We start from the raw sequence: 20564 nt of genomic DNA, 5'->3' as shown, positions 1-20564 counted from the left end.
TAGAAGTGGATGAGCGTCGGGTCGGACGGGGACTCCCCGGACCCGGTGACGTCAGCTGCCCGACGGACCAGGTCCGGGGCGGAGAAATCGCAGGCTCGTGTCCACGGACCACATGCTACTCGGCGAAGGCCGCCCACACGCCAGCGCATTCGTCGTCCGCCACCAGCTCGCCTCCCAGCACTGCGTTCTGCATCGCCGTTCGTCCGAGCCCGTCGATCGCCTCCTCGGCGCGCGCGCGACCCAGGTTCCACGCCCGGGGGTCGTCGAGCGTCTCGGGTCGCATCGAGGTCTGGGCCATGCCTGCCAGCACGCAGGCCGAGACCTCCTGCGGCAGGCGGTCTGCGACCACCGGAGCCGCGTCGGCCGACAGGGTCTGCAGGTAGTACAGGTCGAGCTTGCCGGTCGCGTCGTAGCGGTCGAGGTTGCGTCCGGCCACCCAGGCGTCGGGGTTGATCGCGGCGAGCCCGACCAGGGCGAGCGCACCCGACACCAGCGCGATCCGCGGCAGCCAGCGCGCCCACCCCGCGACGCCGGCGACCATGATCGCGAGCACGACGAACCCGAGCCAGCCCTCGAACACGTCGACGAAGAGTCGCAGGGTCGTGAAGCCGTACGCGTCCTGGTACACGGCCATCCCGCGCAGGGCCGATGCGACGACCAGCAGCGTGAGGACGCACAGCAGGCCGAGGGAGGCGAACAGCCAGCGGCGGTCCTCCGGGGTGCTCCCGGCACGGCGGGCGGCGACCCAGACGACGAGCACGGTCAGCGCGGTGGCGAGGGTGAGCTGGCCGAAGCCCTGGTGGACGAAGTCGGCGTACGTCAACCCGGTCGTGGCCTCGATGTAGTCGCGGCCGCCGATGAGTGCGCGTGCCTCGGCGGCGATGAACGCGACGAAGACGGCGTCGACCACGAGCACCGGCACCAGCCACTCGAACCGGTTGGCCAGCGCCGCCGGCCGGCGACCGCCCAGCACCTCGACGTCGGCGGGGTTGAGGGCGAGGTAGGACGCACCGAGCGTGGCGGCGAAGACGAAGCAGGCGACGAAGGCGCGTCCGACGAGGTCGTTGAAGGTCAGGTTGGGGACGAGCTGGTCGACCCACGAGCCGAAGACGGGGTTCGCGGTGGCGAAGATCGTGCCGAAGACGGCGAGGCCCAGCAGCGACCAGGCGGTCGTGCGCACCACGGCGGGCGCTCGCGACGCCGTGCCGGCCAGGCGCAGCGATCGGCCGAACCACGGCAGCCCGCGCAGGGACGCCAGCGGCCAGGCGAGGCCGGTGAGGACGATGCCGGGCATCGTGCGGGCCCCGGTCACCCCGCAGAGGAACACGGCCGTCGCCGACACGAGCCCCAGCATCTGGATCCACCATGCGTCCAGCAGGGTCATCGGGAGGACCAGCAGCAGCGCCAGGCCCGCGCAGGCGAGGGTCCACGGCTCGCGTCGGCGGCGGGCGGTGAGGAGGGCCGCTGCCCCGCACACGACCGCGACGAGGGTCCAGGTGACCCCGACGGCGGTGAACGAGAGGGCGACCCCGGCCACGAGCCCGGCCACCGCCGCGGCCACGACCGTGCGCCATCCCGAGCCGATGCCGTCCTCGGGCCAGAAGCGGCCGAAGAGACCGTCCATGCCCTGCTGTGGACGCTCGCCGGCCGCGACGGCGGAGGGTCGGCTCGTCCCGGTGGGGGCCGTGGTCGGCGGCACGACGGGCTCCCGCTCGTCGGCCGGGGACGGTGTGGACGCGGGTCGAGGTGCCGCGGTGGGGACCTCGAGCCGGAGCCGCGCACCTCGGCTGCCGTCGGGGTCGACGAAGCGCAGGGTGCCGCCGTGGAGCTCGGCCACCCAGCGCGCGACCGCGAGGCCGAGCCCGGTGCCGCCGGCGCCGTCGGTCCCGAAGCGCTCGAAGACGCGCTCGCGATCCTCGGGGGCCACTCCCCCGCCCTCGTCGGAGACCTCGAGCCACCAGCCGTCGGGGGCCGTGGCGCCGCTGATCCGGACGGAGGTGCCTGGCGGTGAGTGCCGGGCGGCGTTGTCGAGGACGTTGACGACGAGCTGGCGCAGCCGGGACGGGTCGGCGGTGACGACGAGGTCGTCGGCCACGTCGACGGTGAAGTCGCCGGGACGGCCGGTCGACCGGACCTGGGCGACGGACTCCTCGACGAGCGCGCGCACCGCGACGTCCTGGTCGTCGAGGTCGACCACCCCGGCCTCGAGCCGGGAGAGCTGGAGCAGGTCCTCGACCAGCCGGCCGAGCCGCTGCGCCTCCTCGAGCGCGGCGTCGAGGTGCTCGGGGTCGGCCGGGACCACACCGTCGGCGAGGTTCTCCAGCAGCGCGGTCATCGCAGTGAGGGGTGTGCGCAGCTCGTGGGAGACCGTGGCGATCAGGTCGCGACGCTCCCGGTCGACCGTGGCGAGGTCCTCGGCCATGCGGTTGAAGGCGGCGGCGAGCTGACCGACCTCGTCGGTGGCGCTCGTGCGCACCCGTCCGGAGTAGTCGCCGCGCGCCATCGCCCGGGAGACCTCCGTCATGCGTCGCAGCGGAGCCACCATCCCGGCGGCGAGGAGCTGGGTGACGCCGAGGGCGAGCGCGACGCTGACCGGCAGCACCAGCAGGGCCGGGACCCGTGCCGCCGAGCCGAGCAGGGTCAGCAGGACGGCGGTCACGACCGAGGCGGCGACGAGGATCCCGAGCTTGGCCTTGAGGCTGGAGACGGTGTCGAACCACGCGCTCACGGGAGGTCCTCGAGCGCGTACCCGACGCCGTGGACGGTGCGGATCCGTGCGGCGCCGACCTTGCTGCGCAACGCCTTGACGTGGCTGTCGACCGTACGGGTGGCGCCGGCGCTGCCCCAGGCGTCGCCCCAGTCCCAGACCTCGCGCAGCAGCCGCTCGCGGCCCAGCACCTGTCCCGGCGTCCGGGCCAGGCAGAGCAGCAGGTCGAACTCGGTCGGGGTGAGGTGCACGGCCTCCCCTGCCACGCTCGTACGCCGGGCGCCGGGGTCGATGCGCAGACCACCCACCTCGATGGCCGCGGGCCGCTCGTCGGCCAGCGCGGCTGCCCGCTCGACCCGGCGGAGCAGCGCGGCGACCCGGGCCACGACCTCGCGCATGGAGAACGGCTTGGTCAGGTAGTCGTCGGCACCCACCCCGAGACCGACGAGCACGTCGGCCTCGTCGTCGCGCGCGGTGAGCATCAGCACGGGCACCGGCCGCGCGGCCTGGATGCGCCGGCAGACCTCGAGGCCGTCGAAGCCGGGCAGCATGACGTCGAGCAGCACGACGTCGGGATGCACGGCGGCCGCGAGGTCGACCGCGGACGGCCCGTCGAAGGCCTGCTCGACGGCGTACCCCTCGGCGCGCAGCCGCTGGGCGAGCGCCTCGTTGATGGCGGGCTCGTCCTCGACCACCAGGGCGGTGCGCGGAGCCGGTCCGGATGTCATGCCCCGACCCTAGGAGCCCGGACGGGCAGGAGGCGGGGGCGACTCGTGAAGGTTGTGTGGAGGTGCGGGTCGAGCGAGCGTGCGCTCAGTCCAGCCGCAGGTCCTCACGCGGCCAGTCGACCATCACCCGCGCGCCGCCGCCGGGAGCGTCGTCGATGGTGACCCAGCCGCCGTGGGCGCGGGCGAGACCGCCGACGATGTACATCCCGAGACCGCTGCCCCCGGAGTCGCCGGTGGTCCAGAACTTGGTGAAGACCCGCCGACGGAGCTCGACCGGGATGCCGTCGCCCTGGTCGTCGACGGTGATGCGCACGCCGTCGAGGCTGTCGGACGAGGCGAGACCGACGCTCACCTCGCCCTGGCCGTGACGGACCGCGTTCTCGACGAGGTTGGTGACGACCTGGGTGAACTTGTCGGGGTCGGCGAACACCTCCGGCAGGTCGGGCTCGACCTCGAGGGTGATCTCGCGGGCAGTGCCGGCCTCGATGGAGTCCACCACGCGGCGGACCAGCACCTCGGCGGACGACTCACGCGGGTAGAGCTGGAGGCGGCCGGTGTCGATCCGCGCCACGTCGAGCAGCTCGGCGATGAGCCGCGCGAGCCGGTCGGCGTCGGCGTTGACGGTGGTCAGCATCAGCTTGCGCTGGTCGTCGGTGAGCTTGTCCCAGCGGTTGAGCAGGGCCTGCACGAAGCCCTTGACGCCGGTGAGCGGCGAGCGCAGCTCGTGCGCGACCGTGGCGACGAGGTCGGAGCGCTCACGGTCCAGGCGGGCCCGCCCACGCCCGCTGCGCAGGCCGACCGCGATGCCGGACACGGGCCCCAGCGGCTCCTCGCGCACGAGTCGTGCGGTGGTGAGCACCTCGTCGCCCGAGGCGTTGAGCCAGGACTGCTCCGGCACGCCGCGCACGATCGAGACGGAGTCGAAGGGCCGGTTGACGTCGAGCCAGGTCCGGCCGTCCTGGTCGAGCAGCCGGAGGACGTCGGTGAGCGGGAGCCCCAGCGCCTCCTCGGAGTCCACCCCGAGCAGGGCGGCGCCCTGGGCGTTGAGGATCGTCACGACGCCGGACCGGCTCGCGCCGAGGATGCCGTCGGGGTAGAAGTCTGCGAGCGTCCGCAGCCGGGTCGGGCGGGCGCCGTCCACCCGGTGGCGTGGTGCGCTGTCGTCGGACACGACCGCCACCCTAGGCCAGACCTACGAGCCGAACAGTGCTTTGGGCCGCCGCAGCCCCGCGGCGCGGAGGGCGAGGACCAGCTCGCGCGAGGAGACGGGGACGGCGCCGGCCGTCACCATCGCGTCGTAGTGGTCGGCCGGCACGTCGTAGTGGTCGCGGTCCCAGCCACGCGCGGGGATCCCGTGGGTCGCGGCGAACTCGTGCACCTCGGCGTACGACGTGTCGCTGGCCAGGTGGGACCAGAGCCGGTCCCACCTGCTCACGGCAGGTGGATCGATGAGGATCATTGTCGAGCGAGGCTATCGCGGCCGGGGCTGTGGTCAGGCGCGCTGCGCGCGGGCGCTGGCGTACAGGCAGACGGCCGCGGCGGTCGACAGGTTGAGGCTCTCGGCGCGGCCGTGGATCGGGATCGCGACGCGGTGGTCGGCGAGCGCCGCGAGCTCGTCGGGCAGGCCCCAGGCCTCGTTGCCGAAGAGCCACGCGGTCGGGCCGGACAGGTCGGCCTCGAACAGGTCGACCTCGCCCGCTCCGTCGGCGGCGAGGACGGTGAGGCCCCGCGCCTGCGCCGCCCGCACCGCGACGGCCGGGTCGGGCTCGATGGCGAACGGCAGGTGGAACAGGCTGCCGACGGTGCTGCGCACGGTCTTGGGGTTGTAGGCGTCGACGGACCGGCCGGCCAGCACCACGGCGTCGGCGCCCGCGGCGTCGGCCGTACGGATCACGGTGCCGGCGTTGCCGGGGTCGCGGACGTCCGCGCAGATGGCGAGCAGCCGCGCGGACACGGCGACCACGTGCTCGAGCGGTGCGTCGAGGTGCCGGCACATCGCGACCACGCCGGCCGGCGAGACCGAGTCCGACAGGGACGCGAGCGCGCGCTCGTCGACCAGCGTCACGGGCGCGTCGGCGAGCAGCCCGGCGTACTGCTCGAGGGCGACGGGGGTCGCGAACACCTCCACGACGCACGCCTCGACGGCGAGGGCGCCCTCGACCGCCTTCGGGCCGTCGGCAAGGAAGAGCCGCCGCTCGGTGCGTACCGAACGGCGGCTCAGCTTGCGAGCCTCCTTCACCCGAGGGTTGCTCGCGGCGAGGGGCTGCACGTGGCTCAGGCGGAGACCTTGGGCGCGTTGACGTCCTCGGGCAGCGCGGCCCTGGCGGCCTCGACGAGCGCGGCGAAGGCCGGGGCGTCGTTGACGGCGAGCTCGGCGAGGATCTTGCGGTCGACCTCGATGCCGGCCAGGCCGAGGCCCTGGATGAAGCGGTTGTAGGTCATGCCGTTGGCGCGGGCAGCGGCGTTGATGCGCTGGATCCACAGCTTGCGGAAGTTGCCCTTGTTCTTGCGGCGGTCGTTGTAGCTGTAGACCAGGGAGTGGGTGACCTGCTCCTTGGCCTTGCGGTAGAGCCGCGAGCGCTGGCCGCGGTAGCCGCTGGCGCGCTCGAGGGTGGTACGACGCTTCTTCTGGGCGTTCACTGCGCGCTTGACGCGTGCCATGGGGTTACTCCTTGATGCAATGGGGATGAAGACGGGACGGCGGCCGAGCCACCAGGGGGATGAGGCTCAGATGCCGAGCATCTTCTTGGCGCGCGAGACGTCGCCCTTCTCGAGCTCGACCATGCCGGCGTTGCGGCGGTGCTTCTTGCGGCTGCCCGTGGTCGGCGCGGACGCGAAGGCAGCGCCGGACTTGCGGCCGGCCTGCAGGCGCATGATCTTGCCCGAGCCGGTCACCTTGAAGCGCTTCTTGGCGCCCGAGTGGGTCTTGTTCTTCGGCATGTCTGCCTCAACTTCCTTGTGCGTGTGGATCGGGTGTGTCAGTGGGGTGGAGCTGGGCGGGCCCGCTGAGGTTGGTTGCGACGACTTCGTCGCCGCCTGCTCGAGCGAGGCCTTCGCTTCGCTCAGGACTCGCTCTCAGGCCTCGATCTCAGGATCGAGGTTCTCGGAGCGGCGACGCTCCTTCTTCTGGGCCACCGGACCGGCGGCGTGGGCCGCCTCGCGCTCGGCGTCCTCCTCGGCCTTGCGCTCGGCGCGCTCCTGCGCCTTGCTGGCGCGAGCGGCGTCGGCGTCGATCTTGGCGTCGGCCTTCTTCTTGTGCGGGCCGATGACCATGGTCATGTTGCGGCCGTCCTGCTTGGGCGAGGACTCCACGAAGCCGAGCTCCTGCACGTCCTCGGCCAGCTTCTGCAGCAGGCGGAAGCCCAGCTCGGGGCGGTGCTGCTCGCGACCGCGGAACATGATCGTGATCTTGACCTTGTCGCCGGCACCCAGGAACCGCACGACGTGACCCTTCTTGGTCTCGTAGTCGTGCTTGTCGATCTTGGGACGAAGCTTCATCTCCTTGATGATCACGTTCGTCTGGTTGCGGCGCGACTCGCGGGCCTTCTGGGCGTTCTCGTACTTGAACTTGCCGTAGTCCATGAGCTTGCAGACCGGGGGGCGTCCCTGGGGAGCGATCTCGACGAGGTCGAGGTCGGCCTCCATGGCAAGCTTGAGTGCCTGGTCGGTCGGCACGATGCCAACGGTCTCGCCGTTGGGTCCGACGAGACGGACCTCGGGTACGCGGATCCGCTCGTTGATGCGCAGCTCGGTGCTGATGGGTCCTCCAGTGGTTCGGTGGGTGGGAGCCCCCTGTGCCCTGTCGAATCACTTCGCCCGGAAATGCACAACGGCTCCCGCTGGTGCCAAGCGGGAGCCAGTCACGACACGTCCCCCCCTCTCGGGGGAACTCGTGGCCACAGGAGCCTTTCGACGCCTGTGTTCACTGGGACCGGGACCCGACGATCTGTGGTGCAGGGCGATCGGTGCGGGTGGGAGACGGTGGTGCTGCCTCCGCTTGGCGGGATCGGCGCCACCGTGGAGCATGGTGGCACTGATCGGTCAACACGGAAGACTAGCGGATCATTCCGCCGGGGGCCCAATCCAGCCGTGCCCGCCACTCGTCCCGGTGAGCTCGACGAGCCGCCACCCCGCGGCCAGCCTGCCGAGGTCCTCGCCGTCGACGACGTAGGGCGTGGGGCCGGCGAGGTCGACGAGCAGTGCCTCGGCCCCGTCCTGGACCGCCGCCGTGGCCGCGGTGGCGGTCGTGACCGGCACCGGACGCGCGTCCGGGTCCCAGCGGGTCATCGTCTCGGTGGAGGTGAAGGCCAGCAGGCCCTTGCTCCCGTCCGCGGCCTGGACGAGCACGGCGGCCATGTCGGAGGACTTGTCGTGCGCCAGCCCGTGCTCGTCGATCTCGACCTCACCGAGGACGGCGACGACCGGCACGAGCAGCCGGGCGTCCTGGAGCGCCGACAGGACGGCACCGGAGGTGACGGTGCCGGCCGCATGCCCGGCCAGCGCCTGCACCACGCGTACGTCGGCCGCGCCGTCGTCGTCGGCGAACCCGGGGTCCGGGATGGTGCGCACGAGGTCGTCCGGATGGGAGGTGTCGTCGGGAGCCACTGCGCCATCCTCTCGCGGGCATGGTGCGCTGTGGGAGTCTGGGGCCGTGGAAGGGACTACCTGGGCCGCACTGACCGCAGCGCTGACGGTGGCCGGCGCCATCTGGACGTGGATCGCGTTCCGCCGACGCGGGGCGGCCAACGGCCTGCGCGCGATGGGGTTCACCCTGCTCCCTGCAGCCGCGTGGCTGACGGGCACGCTGGAGATGGTCGTCGAGATCGCCGGCTCGGTGACCGACTGGGCCACGAGCCTGGTCTTCAACGTGCTCACGTGGACGGGCGTGGGTCTCGCCGGTCTGGCGGTCGTCCTCTTCGTGGTGAGCGGGTTCATCCGCGACCGCCAGCTCGCGCGCGGCCAGGCGGCGGGCAGGGCGGGCCGGACGGGCAGGACGCCGGGCGCCCAGTCGCAGGGGCTGCCCGAGGCGTCGTCGACGCGCTCGAAGGCGAGCGGCGGGTCGCCCATCGACGACGACCTGGCCGACATCGAGGCGCTGCTCAGGAAGCGGGGCATCGAGTGAGCGATCACTTCGTCGACCGCAACCGCCTGTGGTCGAGGCTCAACACTGCCCTCGAGGCGCTCCCCGAGCCTCCGTCGACACCGATCGCCGTGGTCGACCTCGACGTCTTCGACGCCAACGCCGACGACCTGGTCCGTCGCGCCGGCGGCAAGCCGATCCGGGTCGCCTCGAAGTCCTTGCGGGTGCCGGCGCTGATCCGGCGGGCGCTGGCCCACGACGGGTTCGCCGGCGTGCTGGCTTACACCCTCGCCGAGGCGCTGTGGCTGCACGAGACCGGGGTCAGCGACGACATCGTGGTGGCGTACCCGACGGTCGACGCGGCCGCGCTGCGGCGGCTGACGTCGTCGCCGTCCGCGGCCGCCGCCATCACGCTCATGGTGGACGATCCCGCCCACCTCGACGCGGTCGACGCCACCCGCGCCTCGCTCGCCGTGCCGATCCGGGTCGCCCTCGACGTCGACGCCGGGCTGCGGGTCGGCGGCCAGCACATCGGCCCGAAGCGCTCCCCCCTCTTCGACACCGCGGACGTCGTCGCCCTCGCCCGGCGGGTGGTCGGACGCCAGGGCTTCCGGCTCGTCGGCATGATGACCTACGAGGGCCAGGTCGCGGGCGTCCAGGACGACGTGCCCGACCAGCGCACGAAGTCCCTGCTCGTACGCCGCCTCAAGCAGGCGTCGATGGCGCAGCTCGAGGTGCGCCGGCGCGAGATCTCCGGGGCCCTGGCCCCGATCGTCGAGCTGGAGTTCTGGAACGGCGGCGGCTCCGGGTCGGTCGAGGCGACAGCGGCGGACGGCGCGGTCACCGAGATCGCAGCCGGTTCGGGCCTGCTGGTGCCGGGCATCTTCGACCACTACGCGTCGTTCGAGCCGCGGCCGGCGGCGTTCTTCGGGCTGCGGGTCTCGCGCAAGCCCCAGCCGACCATCGCGACGGTGCACGGCGGTGGCCTCATCGCCAGCGGCGCGACCGGCGCGGACCGCTCCCCCGTGCCGTGGGCGCCTCCCGGTCTCCACCTGACCGGCCTGGAGGGTGCCGGCGAGGTCCAGACGCCCCTGACCGGCCACCCCGCCACGCTGCTCGGGATCGGCGACCTCGTCTGGTTCCGCCACGCGAAGTCGGGCGAGCTGTTCGAGCACGTCCGGGAGGTGCACCTGGTCCGCGGTGACGCGGTCGTCGAGGTGGTGCCGTCCTACCGCGGGTCCGACCGCGTCTTCTGATGGCCGCCGACCCCGACGGGGTGGCCCGGGAGGTGGCCGAGCAGGTGCTCGCCGCTCCGCCCACCCTGGGACGCGGACGGCTGGTCTGCATCGACGGTCCCGCCGGGTCGGGCAAGACCACGCTGGCCGAGGCCGTCGCCCGCATCGTCCCCGGCACCGACATCGTGCACTGCGACGAGCTCCTGGAGGGCTGGGGCGGGCTGCCGGGGCTGGCTGCCACCGTGCAGTCGCTGCTGACCCCGCTCGCCGCCGACCGGCCGGGCGAGTGGCGGCGATGGGACTGGCTGGCCGACGGCTGGGCGGAGACGCACGTCGTACGTCCGGGCGGGCTGCTGGTGCTGGAGGGGGTCGGCTGCTGGTCCCCCGCGATCGCCGGCCTGGTCGGGCACCTGGTCTGGGTCGAGGCGGACTCCGGGTTGCGGCTGGCGCGCGGCATCGCGCGCGACGGGGAGGCCATGCGCCCCCAGTGGGAGCAGTGGCGGCACGACGAGGACGCGTTGTTCGCGCGGCTCGGCACCCGTGACCACGCCGACCTGGTGGTGACCACCGGTTGAGGAGGGGCTACTCGTCGAGGTGGTAGGAGTCCTGGCGGTAGGACTGCCGGAAGCCCGCCCGCTCGTAGAGGCCGAGGGCGCCCGTAGGGTTGGCCGTGTCGACGTTGAGGCTGGCGGTGACGTAGCCGGCGTCGCGACCGAGCGCGAGGACCTGGCGCAGCAGCGACCCGGCGATGCCCCGCCTCCGGTGCCGGCGGAGCGTCCCGACGTAGGGCACGTGCAGCTCGGGACCCGCACCGCCCGAGGGCGGCACGGCGTACTCGTGCGCGAAGACGTAGCCGGCCACGGATCCTTCCTCGTCGCGGGCCACCAGTGAGAGGTGGTGACGGTCGTGTGCGGCCCGGACCATGAACGTCGCCCAGAAGCCCGCACTGATCGGCACGCCGTCGGGCTGGTCGGCGAATGCCTCGTTGTGGGCCAGCCGCAGCTCCTCGCCCTGCTCTGCCTCGAACGTGGAGACGCGCAGCCCTGCCGGGAGGTCCGGGCCGGAGACCGGTTCGCTGAGGTCGGCGACCATCAGGAAGCTGTGCCGGCCGGGGTGCATGCCGGCCGCGGCCATCAGGTCGGCCTGGTCGTCGCGACCGGCGAGGGCCGTCGCGGAGAACCTGGCGGGCACGTGCGGTGCGTCATGGGCGTGGATCGCGCGGGACCGGTCGAGGGAGCGCGCCAGCATGAGCGTGCCGATGCCCTCGCCGAGCCGGCTCGGGTCGACGTCGCCGAACAGGACGAAGCGCTGGCCCGCCTCGCGCGGCACCCCGGGCATGACGGTCGTGTAGGCGACGAGGTCGTCCCCGTCGTAGGCGCCCTCGAACACGGCGTCGGGCTTGTCCGACATCAGCTCGCGCACCTCGACCGGGCCCAGGCAGAAGCCGGTGGGGTGGTCGGCCTCGATGCGGGTCATCAGGTCAGCCAGCGCAGGAGCGTCGTCCACGGTCAGCTCGCGCGGGGTGATGCCCATGGCGGAAGGCTAGTGATGCCTAGGGTGGTGGTCATGGTGTCTCCCAGCGGCGAGCAGTTCGAGATCTCGGCGGCGGGATACGTCGCGGTGGTCACCGAGAGCGGGGCCGCCCTCCGCAGCCTGCGCCACCACGGACGCGACCTGGTCCACGGGTTCGGAGAGGACGAGATGTCCCACGGTGGCCGCGGCCAGCTGCTGGTGCCGTGGCCGAACCGGATCCGCGACGGCCGCTACACCTTCGGCGGCCGTGACCTCCAGCTCGGCCTCACCGACCCGGGTCGTGGCAACGCCTCCCACGGGTTGGCGCGCTGGGCTGCGTGGACGCTCGAGGAGCACACCGGCACGTCGGTGTCGCTGGTCTACCGCCTGATGGCGCAGACCGGCTACCCGTGGGTGCTCGACCTGCACGTGCTCTACGACCTCTCGGCCGACGGCCTCGTCGTCACCCAGACCGCCACCAACCTCTCGACCGAGCCCGCGCCGTACGCCAGCGGTGCGCACCCCTATCTCTGCGTCGGGGACGCGGTCGAGGACCTCGAGCTCACCCTGCCCGCCCACGAGCGGATGCTGGCCGACGACCGGCAGCTCCCCACCGGAACGGTGCCTGTCGCGGGGGCGTACGACTTCAGGTCGCCTCGCCGGATCGGCGACCTGGTGCTCGACGACGGCTTCGGCTCGCTCGACCGCGTCGACGGACGGGCAACCGTGACCCTGGTCGAGCCCTCGAGCGGGCGCGGCGTCGCGCTGTGGGTCGACGAGCGGCACCGCTGGCTGCAGGTCTACACGGCTCCGTCGGACGGGCCGCGACCGGCGCTCGCCGTGGAGCCGATGACGGCGCCGGCCGACGCGTTCAACTCCGGCACCGACCTGGTCTCCCTGGCCCCCGCCGGCACGACCGGCGACGAGCTCTCAGCGTCGTGGGGCATCCACGCGCTGTGAGGGGTGGTCACCGCCCGGCAGCAGCCGACGGTCCACCCGCAACCGGTCGGGGAGGGTGATCTCGACGTACTCGTTCTGGTCGGGCTCGGTGGTCGATCGGCCGCCCGCGGCCGGGAAGTTGTTGTCGTTCATCACCGCGATGGTGCGGGCGTCGAGGACCTCCACGTCCTCGATGGTGAAGAACGGGAAGGTGAACGGGTCGCCGTGGGGCGAGAGGCCGTCGGGGTTGGCGACGTCCATCAGGTCGACGAGCAGCCGCTTGCCCACCCACCCGTCGCGGTCCCGGTCACGCAGGTCGACGAGGTAGATCCGCTTGAAGACGGCGGTCGCGCCCTGACCGTTGTCACGCTCGATCACGAGCGCCTCGTGCCTGTTGACCTGGATGAAGTCGCCGAGCGCGTGCGCCGGGTCCTCCATGCGGTAGCGCAGGAACCCGTCGTCGAACGCGCCGTCGCGGACCGTGTAGATCCGCAGCGCGTCGGCCATGCCGGCGGCCCTGTCCTCGTCGGTGGCGCCCTCCAGCATCGGCCGGAGCACCGTGCCGTCCGGGCTGATGGACATCCCCTCGAAGCCCTTCGAGCTGGGCAGGTTGGGGGTGGCTCCGGCGAGGGTCGGGTTGGAGGGACTCCTCACCCCGGGCGTCGGCACGGGCGCCTCCAGCAGCCTCCCGCGGCTGTCGAAGTGGAGGACGTAGGGCCCGAGCTCCTCGCCGATCCAGAACGAGCCGTCGGGCGCCACCTGGAACGACTCGGGGTCGAAGTCCCATCCGGTGAGCCTGCGGTCCGGCGCCGGGCAGGTGTATCCCGCCGGCAGCGAGGCCGCCGCCTCGCACCCGCCGTCGCGCCAGGTGGTCCAGGGGATCAGGCGGTCGGGGTCGCTGAGGACTGCCACGGTGCGGTCGTACGTCGTGGTGCCGTCCCCGTCGGGGGCGTCGGTCTCCGGGACGATCCGGTGCACGGACAGCAGGAAGTCGGCGCTGTTGGCCTTGGTGCCGAAACCGTTGTCGGAGAGCACCAGGAAGGAGCCGTCGGCGAGCGCGTGGGTGCCGGAGAAGCCCTGGACCGGCTGCCCGGGGTACGGGGCAGGGACCGCGGTGCTGCCCGAGCTCCAGTGGCCGCTGGGCTCGCTGCCGGGGACGAAGGTCGTCGCCGGCAGCACCGACCAGGCCGACAGGGTGGGCACGCCGGCGTCACCGGGACGGCCCCGGTCGGGGGCGGCGGTCGCGGTTGCGGGTACGAGGGCGGCGGTGGCGAGCAGGGTCGCGGCGAGCGCTGCCGTGCGATGTCCGAGGGTCATGCGCCGAGCCAACCGCCTGCTGGTGACCGCGCGGCGACGGGCGGCTGACGGGAGGGTGACGCCTCTCAGACGTGCCGCGAGGACCCGCGGTCGATCAGCGCGCGCAGCTGGCGTACGCCGTCGCGGGCGACCCGGCCGTCCGAGCCCTGGAGCGCCATCGCCGAGATGGTGGTGCCGTCGGCGAGGTCGAGCGTCGCCCACGGCGCCCCCTCGGGCAGGTGGATGCCGAGGACCTGCTCCCACTCGAGGTGCCGGGTCCGGAAGCCGTTGACCACGACCAGCCCGTCGGTCGTGGCGGTCACCCGCGCGCGGCCGAGGGCCCAGCCGATGACGGCGAACCCGGCGCCCATGACCAGGAGCGTGATCCGCTGGAGGATGTTGAAGCGGTCGCGGACCGACTCGTCGAAGCCGAACCAGGCCGCCGCGCACACCACGAAAAGCATCAGCCCGAACCCGATCACGGCGATGCGCACGCCCATGGGCCGCCAGGTGCGCGGCAGGGGCGGGAGCCCGCTCCCGGGCGTGGGGTCAGAGGCGGCAGGCATGGATGTCCGTGAGCAGGATCGCGCGGGCGCCGATCGAGTAGAGGTCGTCCATCAGCCGCTGCGAACCCGCACGCGGCACCATCACGCGTACGGCCACCCAGCCGGCCTTGCCGAGGGGAGAGATCGTCGGCCCCTCGCGCCCCGGCGCCAGCTCGGTGGCCCGGTCGAGGTGGGCCTCCTCGATGTCGTAGTCCATCATCACGTAGCTGCGCGCCACGAGGACGCCCTCGACGCGACGACGGAAGATCTCGAAGTCCTCGGGCACCTCGCCGCCGCGCGTGATCAGCACGGCCTGCGAGTCGAGGATGACGTCGCCGAAGGTCGCCAGGCCGGCTGCCCGCAGCGTGGAGCCGGTCTCGACCACGTCGGCGATGACGTCGGCCACGCCGAGCTGGATGCTGGTCTCGACCGCGCCGTCGAGGCGCGTGACGGTGGCGTCGATGCCGTGGCGGAACAGGTAGTCCTCGACCACACCGACGTACGACGTGGCGATCCGCAGGCCGTTGAGGTCCTGCAGGGAGGAGTAGCGACCCGCGGGGCCCGCGAAGTGGAAGCGGGAGCGGCCGAAACCGAGACCCATCACCTCGTCGGCCTTGGCGCCGGAGTCGAGGAGTAGGTCACGACCGGTGATGCCGACGTCGAGCGTGCCCTCACCGACGTAGAGCGCGATGTCGCGCGGGCGCAGGTAGAAGAACTCGACGTCGTTCTCGGTGTCGACGAGCGCGAGCTCCTTGGAGTCGCTGCGCTGGCGGTATCCCGACTCGCGGAGGATGTCGGAGGCGGCCTGGGACAGCGACCCCTTGTTGGGGACGGCGATGCGGAGGGTCATGCGAAGGTCACCTGGTTCTCCCAGCTGTGTCTCACAGGTGGGCGTAGACGTCGTCGAGGGTCAGTCCGGAGGCGAGCATCAGGACCTGGGCGTGGTAGAGCAGCTGGCTGATCTCCAGCGCGGTCGCGTCCTTGCCCTCGTGCTCGGCGGCCATCCAGGACTCGGCGGCCTCCTCCAGCAGCTTCTTGCCGATGGCATGGACCCCGGCGTCGAGCTGGGCGACCGTGCCCGAGCCCTCGGGGCGCTCCTCGGCCTTGGTGGACAGCTCGGCCCACAGCTCCTCGAACGTCTTCACGGGGGTCAAGCCTAGGCCGTCCCCTGTGCGGGTCGGACAGGAGGAACCACTGGCGGACACCGCCTCCCCCGTGCGCGGCGTCGAGCCGGGCCCGGCTCCGTCCTGTCCGACGCGCCTCCCGGGTCAGGCCGGCACGCCGAAGAAGGGGCAGAGCACCCCCCAGTCCGCGGACACGATGCCCGAGACATCGACGTCACCGCTCACGGCGTCGTAGGTGACCCGGCCCGCGTCCTTGACCACCCAGCCCTCGCCGGCGAGGTTGATCGTCCAGCGGCCCCCGGAGGAGGTGGTGCTCCCGCTGACGAAGTCGAAGACGATCCGGTCGACGCCGCTGCCCTCGACGGTCTGGCCGGTGGTCGAGTGCGTGGCGCCGCCGGCGTACTTGAGCAGGAGGACCATCCCGGTCGTGGTGCCGTCCGCGTCGACCAGCGGGGTCATCGAGTAGCGGTTGCGGCGCGGGTCGGTGACGAGCGCCGACAGGACCTGCGAGCCGTCCGAGCAGGTGGCCAGCACGAGCTGGTCGTGGCCGTCGATCGGCAGCCACTCCCTGGCCTCGGCGGGCGCAGCGGCGCTGAGGGCGAACAGGCTTGCGGCGGCCACCGAGGCGGCGGTGCGTGAGAGCTTCACTGGAGTGTCCCTTCGGTCAGGATCCGGGAGCTTCCCGGCAGGCACAGCCAAGGTGACTCCGGTCGCGACCGACTCACGATCCGCTCACGGCCGCCGCCGCGGTCCCGGTCAAGGCCCCGGGCACGTCTCGCGCCACGGCACGCCCGGACGGATCACGGCCCACTCGTCCCTGCTCAGCTGGCGTCCGGCGAGCGCACAGGCGCGCGCCACCCACCCTGCGGGGTCGAGCGCGAGGTCGCGGACGCGGCCGGGCCGGCCGAGGCTGCCGCCCTCGAACCAGGCCCGCAGCGTGACCGGCGTGCCTGACAGGAAGCCGGGGGCGTTCTCCTCGGTGACCGGCAGGCCGATCGGCGACCAGGTCGCGGGCTCCCAGAGCCGCACGTCACCGTCGGTACCGAGGCTCGCCACCACGGCGCCCACCTGCACGATGTCGATGACGAACCCGGCCGAGACCTCGCGTGGCGGAGCCACGGTCTCCAGGGATCGACCGTCCAGGAACAGCATGCGCCCGTCGAGGACCCCGACGGCCAGCTCCGTGCCGGACCAGCCGAGCGCCGTGCCGTTGAGCGCTGTGGCGGAGGCGCTCTCGAGCTCGCGGGTCGCGAGGACCTCCTGCGACGCCACGTCGAGCAGGAGCACCCGTGCGTCCCGTACGACGGCCGCTGTGGCGCCGTCGCCGTCGATGCGGACGACTCCGTCGTAGGAGGTGATCGGCTCCCGGTCGACGACCGGGCCGGCGAGCTCGCCCGCTCCCAGGTCCACGACGGCGATGCCGTCACGGCCGTTGACCACGGCGTACCGGCCATCGGGTGTCACGGCCACACCCACGGGGTCCCAGGGCAGGCGGATGGCGTGGCGCAGCGCGCCGGACGACGGGTCCCACACGGCGACGTAGCCGCGGTCCTGCCTGAGGCTCGCGCGTCCGACCACGTTGACCGCCCCGACAGCCACGCTCCCGTCCCCGGCCATCGCCACTGCCCACGGCTGGCAGGCGCAGCGCGCAGGCATCGCGAGCTCGGTGGCGTCACCCGAGGCGGGATCGAGGAGGAATGCCTCGTTGACGGCGGTCTCGACGTAGTCGATCGCCACCACGCGGGTGCCGTCGAGACTGGTCTGGCCGGAGAACGGGCTGGTGCCGAGCTCGGTGGAGGACCACAGGCCGCCGGCGTCCCCGAGCGTCCACGTCGACAGCAGGCCGTCGCGGCCCGCGGACCAGAGGAACCTGCGGTCATCACCCGCGACGACGGGAGCCATCACCGCCCCGCTGTGCGCGCCGGTGAACTCGTCCAATAGTCGTCCCCGGCGGTCGCGTGCCTGCACCGTCTCCCCCGCCCCGATCACGAAGGTACGCCCGTCCGGTGCCCAGTCGACGCCGTCGTCGAACGAGGAGACCGTCATCTCCTGTCCGCGGGGCTCGAAGGTCCGGGAGTCACGCAGCCGGAGTCGCACGCGGTCCGGCCGGGAGCGGTCGGCAGTCAGGACCAGCCCTCCGTCGGGTGACACGCTGGCGACGGAGAAGCCGAGGGTGCGGAGGGTGCCTGGCCGGTCGGGGTCGAGGACGTGACCGACGTCGAGGGGAGCCTCGTAGCTGAGCCGCCCGTCGGGCCACGCGCGGAGCAGTCCGGGGTAGGCGTCGGTCTCGAGCGCCACGGCGCGGAGCGCCCGTCCGGCCGGCGAGGCGGTGACCAGGTGCGTGGGCGTCAGCACCGCCACGCGACCGTCGGACAGCCACACGGCGTCCAGCAGCTGTGGGTCCCGCTCGCCGACGAGGCGCGTCAGGTCGTCGGGGTCGAGGGACCACTGGGTCCTCCCGGACGCGTCGTCCCACAGCTCGACGCCGGAGCCGCCGCTGTCGTCCCAGAACGTGACGAGGAAGCCGCCCTCGGCCCCGTGGACGGCGCTGACGTGCCCGGCGTCCGGGACCTCCCGCGACCACACCTCCTCCCCCGTGGCGGCGTCGACCCCGATCACCCGGGGGTCGTACTCGGCCACCGCGACGACCGTGCCGTCGTGGCTGGCGTCGGCACGGAGGAAGGGCGTCTCGGCACGTCGCTGCCGGAGCAGGTCGGGCGTGCGTGCCAGCAGGCTGAGCAGAGCGCCGTGGGTCTCGGGGCCGGGCTCGGTGCGCACCGCCTCCACGGCCTGCAGCAGTGCGAGGTCGAGCTGCTCCTCGTTGAGCGATGCCGCCGCCAGCCGACGGGCGTCGGCGGCGACCGCCGCTGCCGCCTGGCGATCGCGCGCCTGTGCTGTCTGCTGCCGGGACACGGCCGCCAGCACGCCGGCGACCACGGCCACCAACAGGAGCACGACGGCGAGGGTCAGCAGGAGGCGCAGGGACCGGTTCTGGCGCTCGCGCTGCGCCGCTCGTTGCTCGGCGCCGCGCCGCTCCTCGTCGACCGCCTCCTCGGCCCGGGCCAGGAAGTCGCGCTCGACCGATGTCGACTCGTCGGGGTAGGCGGCCAGCACGTCGAGCGCGGACTGCAGGCCGGCCCCACGCCACAGCAGCCCCGGGTCGCGGCCCTGCTCGTCCCACTGCCCGGCGGCGACGGCCAGGCGCTGCTGGACCGTACGGGTGCTGACGTCGTCGGCGAGCCACCGCGCGAGCCGGGGCCACTCGCGGAACAGCGACTCGTGCGCGACCTCGACGGAGTCCCCGGTCAGTGTCAGGAGCCGCGCTCCTGCGAGCGCGGCCGCCACGTCGCCCGTGTTGCCCGACAGCCCCTCGAGCTCGGCCACCGGGACCCGGCGGCGGACCACCTCACCACTGCCGCTGCGGCCCGCCAGCCGCAGCAGGACGACCCGCGCAGTGCCGCGGTCGGCCTCGGGCAGGGAGTCGTACGCCTCCTCGGCGAGGTGCGCGACCGCGCCGGGCAGGCCGCCGATCGCCACGTAGTCACCGTAGGTGAGCCGGTGGTCGTGACGGCGCTCCCAGAGCTGGAGGAGCGAGGTCGAGAGGAGGGGCAGCAGGCCGGGCTCCTGGCCCGCGTCGTCGGTCAGCGTCTCGGCCAGGCCGGTGTCGAGGGTCAGCCCGGCCGCCCGGGCGGGCACCTCGACCATCCGCCGCACCTCCGCCGCGCTGGGAGCGCCCACCAGGAGCGTGGCGTCCCGGGCCAGGGACGCCAGCGCGGCGTGCTCGGCGATCCTGGGGAAGTAGTCGCCCCGTACGACGAGCACCACGCGCGCGTCGGTCTCGTGCGCGATCCCGGCGAGGGCGTCGAGGAAGGACTCGCGCTCGCGGTCGTCGTCGCACGCCGTCCACACCTCCTCGAGCTGGTCCACGACGAGCACGGTGCGGCGCACGTCGTCGGTCCCACCCTGCTCCGCGAGCCGCAGCAGCAGGTCGCCGAGCGAGGGTGACGCCTGAGCCGCCCCCAATGCCACCGTGGCGAGCTCGCGCATCGGTGAGGCGCCGGGGCGCATCACCAACGTGGTCCAGCCGGCGCTCCCGGGCAGGGCGTCCTCCGCGAGTGCGCCGAGCATGCCTGCCCGAACGAGGGACGACTTGCCGCTGCCCGACGCGCCGACCACGGCAACCAGCGGCTCGGAGGAGAGGCGTGCCAGCAGCTCGGCGACCAGGCGTTCGCGCCCCGCGAACCAGGGATGGTCCTCGACGTCATAGGTCTCCAGACCGCGCCACGGGCACACGTCGGGCGGCAGGGTCCGCGGCGCTCCCCCCGTCTGCAACGCGTAGATGCCTTCCACCAGTGCCGACCGGCCACCGCGCAGGGCATAGCCGGCGGCGGCCACGGACCCGACCTCCTCGCGCACCACCCCAAGGCTCTCGGCCCGCGAGGCAGTCGGGGCCTGGTCCGCGCCACCGACGGTCGGTCGCGCCACCGGCTCGGGCAGCCGCATCAGCGCCGGGTCCTGGGCGAGCACGCGCGCGTGCAGGTCGCGCAGCTCGGGTCCCGGGTCGACGCCGAGGTCCTCGGCGAGGCGGCTGCGCGCCCGTTCGACGGCACCCAGCGCCTCGCCCTGACGACCCGCGCGGAACAACGCCAGCACGAGCACGCCCCAAGCCCGTTCGCGCCAGGGGTGCTCGGCGACCAGCTGCTCGACCTCCGGGACCGCGGCGGCGGACCTGCCCAGGTCGACCTCCGCGGCCCACCGGTCCTCGCGCGCACTCACCCGGATCTCCTCGAGGCGTTGCCGTTCCGCCCGGCCGAAGCCGGTCTCCTCGAACCCGGCGTAGGCCGGTCCGCGCCACAGGTCGAGCGCCTCGCGCAGGATGTCGGCCGCCTCGTCCGGTCGGCCCGCATCCAGCGCGGCACGCCCGGCCGCAGCGAGGTGCGCGAACCGTCCGGCGTCGACCTCGTGCTCGGACACGGCCAGCCGGTAGCCCGACCCCTCGGTCACCACGATGGTCGGAACGCCTCGGCGCTCGGGCTCCAGCGCGTTGCGCAGCCGGAGGACGTAGGTCTGCAACGCCTTGCCGGGCGACCGGGGAGGCTGGTCGTCCCACAGCGAGTCGGCGAGCTCGTCGATGGTGACGACGCGGCCCCCGGCCGCGACGAGGTGCGCCAGAAGCGTGCGCTCCTTGCCTCCCACGACGTCCACGGGGCCACGCGGCCCGTGCACCGCGAGGGGGCCGAGCACGCTGAAGCGCATGGCCAGATGGTAGGGACGCATCGTGGTCAGCGGGGCAGGTTCGGCAAACGCCTCGGGGCCCGGGTGCGGCCGCCGACGGCTCGTACGGTTGCGGTCATCCCCCCAGGGTGGGAGGTGGCGGTCGAGATCTGGTCTCGGTCCG

The 20564-nt window shown here is 73.2% G+C and carries 20 protein-coding genes; 4 read left to right on the top strand and 16 right to left on the bottom strand.

Translation table 11 applies throughout. The annotated features are described in order from the left end of the window. Positions 1-115: 115 nt before the first annotated feature. From IEZ24_RS14050 to IEZ24_RS14010, 9 genes are all read right to left on the bottom strand, one after another. Positions 116-2728, bottom strand: coding sequence for a DUF4153 domain-containing protein (locus IEZ24_RS14050; RefSeq protein ID WP_129454311.1), 2613 nt, complete (start codon positions 2726-2728; stop codon positions 116-118). Further along, entirely contained in the window at positions 2725-3435 is a 711-nt protein-coding gene (locus IEZ24_RS14045; RefSeq protein WP_129454312.1) for a response regulator transcription factor, read from the bottom strand. Before IEZ24_RS14045 ends, IEZ24_RS14050 begins: the two co-directional genes overlap by 4 nt. Before the next feature lie 85 nt (positions 3436-3520). Continuing rightward, positions 3521-4606: a sensor histidine kinase gene (locus IEZ24_RS14040; RefSeq protein ID WP_242498421.1), complete on the bottom strand. Its 1086-nt coding sequence runs from the start codon at positions 4604-4606 to the stop codon at positions 3521-3523. A gap of 21 nt (positions 4607-4627) precedes the next feature. Further along, a complete protein-coding gene (locus IEZ24_RS14035; protein WP_129454313.1) occupies positions 4628-4894 on the bottom strand; it encodes a DUF4031 domain-containing protein in 267 nt (88 codons plus the stop codon). A gap of 33 nt (positions 4895-4927) precedes the next feature. After that, positions 4928-5674 carry a TrmH family RNA methyltransferase gene (locus IEZ24_RS14030; protein ID WP_242498422.1) on the bottom strand — a complete coding sequence of 249 codons (747 nt, stop codon included), beginning with the start codon at positions 5672-5674 and terminating at the stop codon, positions 4928-4930. Positions 5675-5709: 35 nt separating this feature from the next. Next, positions 5710-6096, bottom strand: a complete 387-nt coding sequence (gene rplT, locus IEZ24_RS14025) for a 50S ribosomal protein L20 (protein WP_129454314.1) — start codon at positions 6094-6096, stop codon at positions 5710-5712. A gap of 66 nt (positions 6097-6162) precedes the next feature. Then, on the bottom strand, positions 6163-6375 hold the full coding sequence (locus IEZ24_RS14020) for a large ribosomal subunit protein bL35 (protein ID WP_056606600.1): 213 nt from the start codon (positions 6373-6375) through the stop codon (positions 6163-6165). A gap of 135 nt (positions 6376-6510) precedes the next feature. After that, complete coding sequence (gene infC / locus IEZ24_RS14015) at positions 6511-7194, bottom strand: translation initiation factor IF-3 (protein WP_242498429.1); 684 nt, start codon at positions 7192-7194, stop codon at positions 6511-6513. 303 nt (positions 7195-7497) lie between these two features. Beyond that, a complete protein-coding gene (locus tag IEZ24_RS14010; RefSeq protein ID WP_242498423.1) occupies positions 7498-8040 on the bottom strand; it encodes an SseB family protein in 543 nt (180 codons plus the stop codon). Between the two features lie 46 nt (positions 8041-8086). On the opposite strand from IEZ24_RS14010, the gene IEZ24_RS14005 reads away from it, so the two are divergent. Genes IEZ24_RS14005 through IEZ24_RS13995 form a run of 3 tightly spaced genes read left to right on the top strand, consistent with a single transcriptional unit; the run spans position 8087 to position 10325 of the window. After that, positions 8087-8557, top strand: a complete 471-nt coding sequence (locus IEZ24_RS14005) for a cellulose synthase (RefSeq protein WP_191192866.1) — start codon at positions 8087-8089, stop codon at positions 8555-8557. Then, positions 8554-9771 (top strand): amino acid deaminase/aldolase, encoded by a 1218-nt coding sequence (locus IEZ24_RS14000; RefSeq protein WP_191192865.1) that lies wholly within the window; start codon positions 8554-8556, stop codon positions 9769-9771. Before IEZ24_RS14005 ends, IEZ24_RS14000 begins: the two co-directional genes overlap by 4 nt. Next, positions 9771-10325: a nucleoside/nucleotide kinase family protein gene (locus IEZ24_RS13995; protein ID WP_129454318.1), complete on the top strand. Its 555-nt coding sequence runs from the start codon at positions 9771-9773 to the stop codon at positions 10323-10325. Before IEZ24_RS14000 ends, IEZ24_RS13995 begins: the two co-directional genes overlap by 1 nt. 7 nt (positions 10326-10332) lie before the next feature. On the opposite strand, the gene IEZ24_RS13990 is transcribed toward IEZ24_RS13995, so the two are convergent. Next, positions 10333-11283: a GNAT family N-acetyltransferase gene (locus IEZ24_RS13990; RefSeq protein ID WP_129454319.1), complete on the bottom strand. Its 951-nt coding sequence runs from the start codon at positions 11281-11283 to the stop codon at positions 10333-10335. 33 nt (positions 11284-11316) lie between these two features. On the opposite strand from IEZ24_RS13990, the gene IEZ24_RS13985 reads away from it, so the two are divergent. Further along, positions 11317-12222, top strand: a complete 906-nt coding sequence (locus IEZ24_RS13985) for an aldose 1-epimerase family protein (protein ID WP_129454320.1) — start codon at positions 11317-11319, stop codon at positions 12220-12222. Here the strand turns inward: IEZ24_RS13985 and IEZ24_RS13980 are convergent. The 6 genes from IEZ24_RS13980 to IEZ24_RS13955 form a co-directional block, all read right to left on the bottom strand. Continuing rightward, positions 12193-13518, bottom strand: coding sequence for an esterase-like activity of phytase family protein (locus tag IEZ24_RS13980; RefSeq protein WP_129454321.1), 1326 nt, complete (start codon positions 13516-13518; stop codon positions 12193-12195). The two genes, IEZ24_RS13985 and IEZ24_RS13980, sit on opposite strands and share 30 nt — an antisense overlap. Before the next feature lie 65 nt (positions 13519-13583). Continuing rightward, positions 13584-14063 carry a PH domain-containing protein gene (locus tag IEZ24_RS13975; protein ID WP_129454322.1) on the bottom strand — a complete coding sequence of 160 codons (480 nt, stop codon included), beginning with the start codon at positions 14061-14063 and terminating at the stop codon, positions 13584-13586. Continuing rightward, positions 14047-14892 carry an ATP phosphoribosyltransferase gene (gene hisG, locus IEZ24_RS13970; RefSeq protein ID WP_129454323.1) on the bottom strand — a complete coding sequence of 282 codons (846 nt, stop codon included), beginning with the start codon at positions 14890-14892 and terminating at the stop codon, positions 14047-14049. The genes IEZ24_RS13975 and hisG overlap by 17 nt, the downstream gene beginning before the upstream one ends. Positions 14893-14923: 31 nt before the next feature. Next, entirely contained in the window at positions 14924-15187 is a 264-nt protein-coding gene (locus IEZ24_RS13965; protein ID WP_129454324.1) for a phosphoribosyl-ATP diphosphatase, read from the bottom strand. Positions 15188-15310: 123 nt separating this feature from the next. After that, complete coding sequence (locus IEZ24_RS13960) at positions 15311-15814, bottom strand: hypothetical protein (RefSeq protein WP_129454325.1); 504 nt, start codon at positions 15812-15814, stop codon at positions 15311-15313. Positions 15815-15922: 108 nt separating this feature from the next. Continuing rightward, positions 15923-20422, bottom strand: a complete 4500-nt coding sequence (locus tag IEZ24_RS13955; RefSeq protein WP_165356034.1) for an nSTAND1 domain-containing NTPase — start codon at positions 20420-20422, stop codon at positions 15923-15925. Positions 20423-20564 lie beyond the last annotated feature (142 nt).

The organism is Nocardioides ganghwensis (assembly GCF_014779655.1).
Lineage (GTDB): Bacteria > Actinomycetota > Actinomycetes > Propionibacteriales > Nocardioidaceae > Nocardioides > Nocardioides ganghwensis.
Note: the sequence above shows the minus strand (reverse complement) of the source record. Positions and strands in the feature narration are given on the sequence as shown.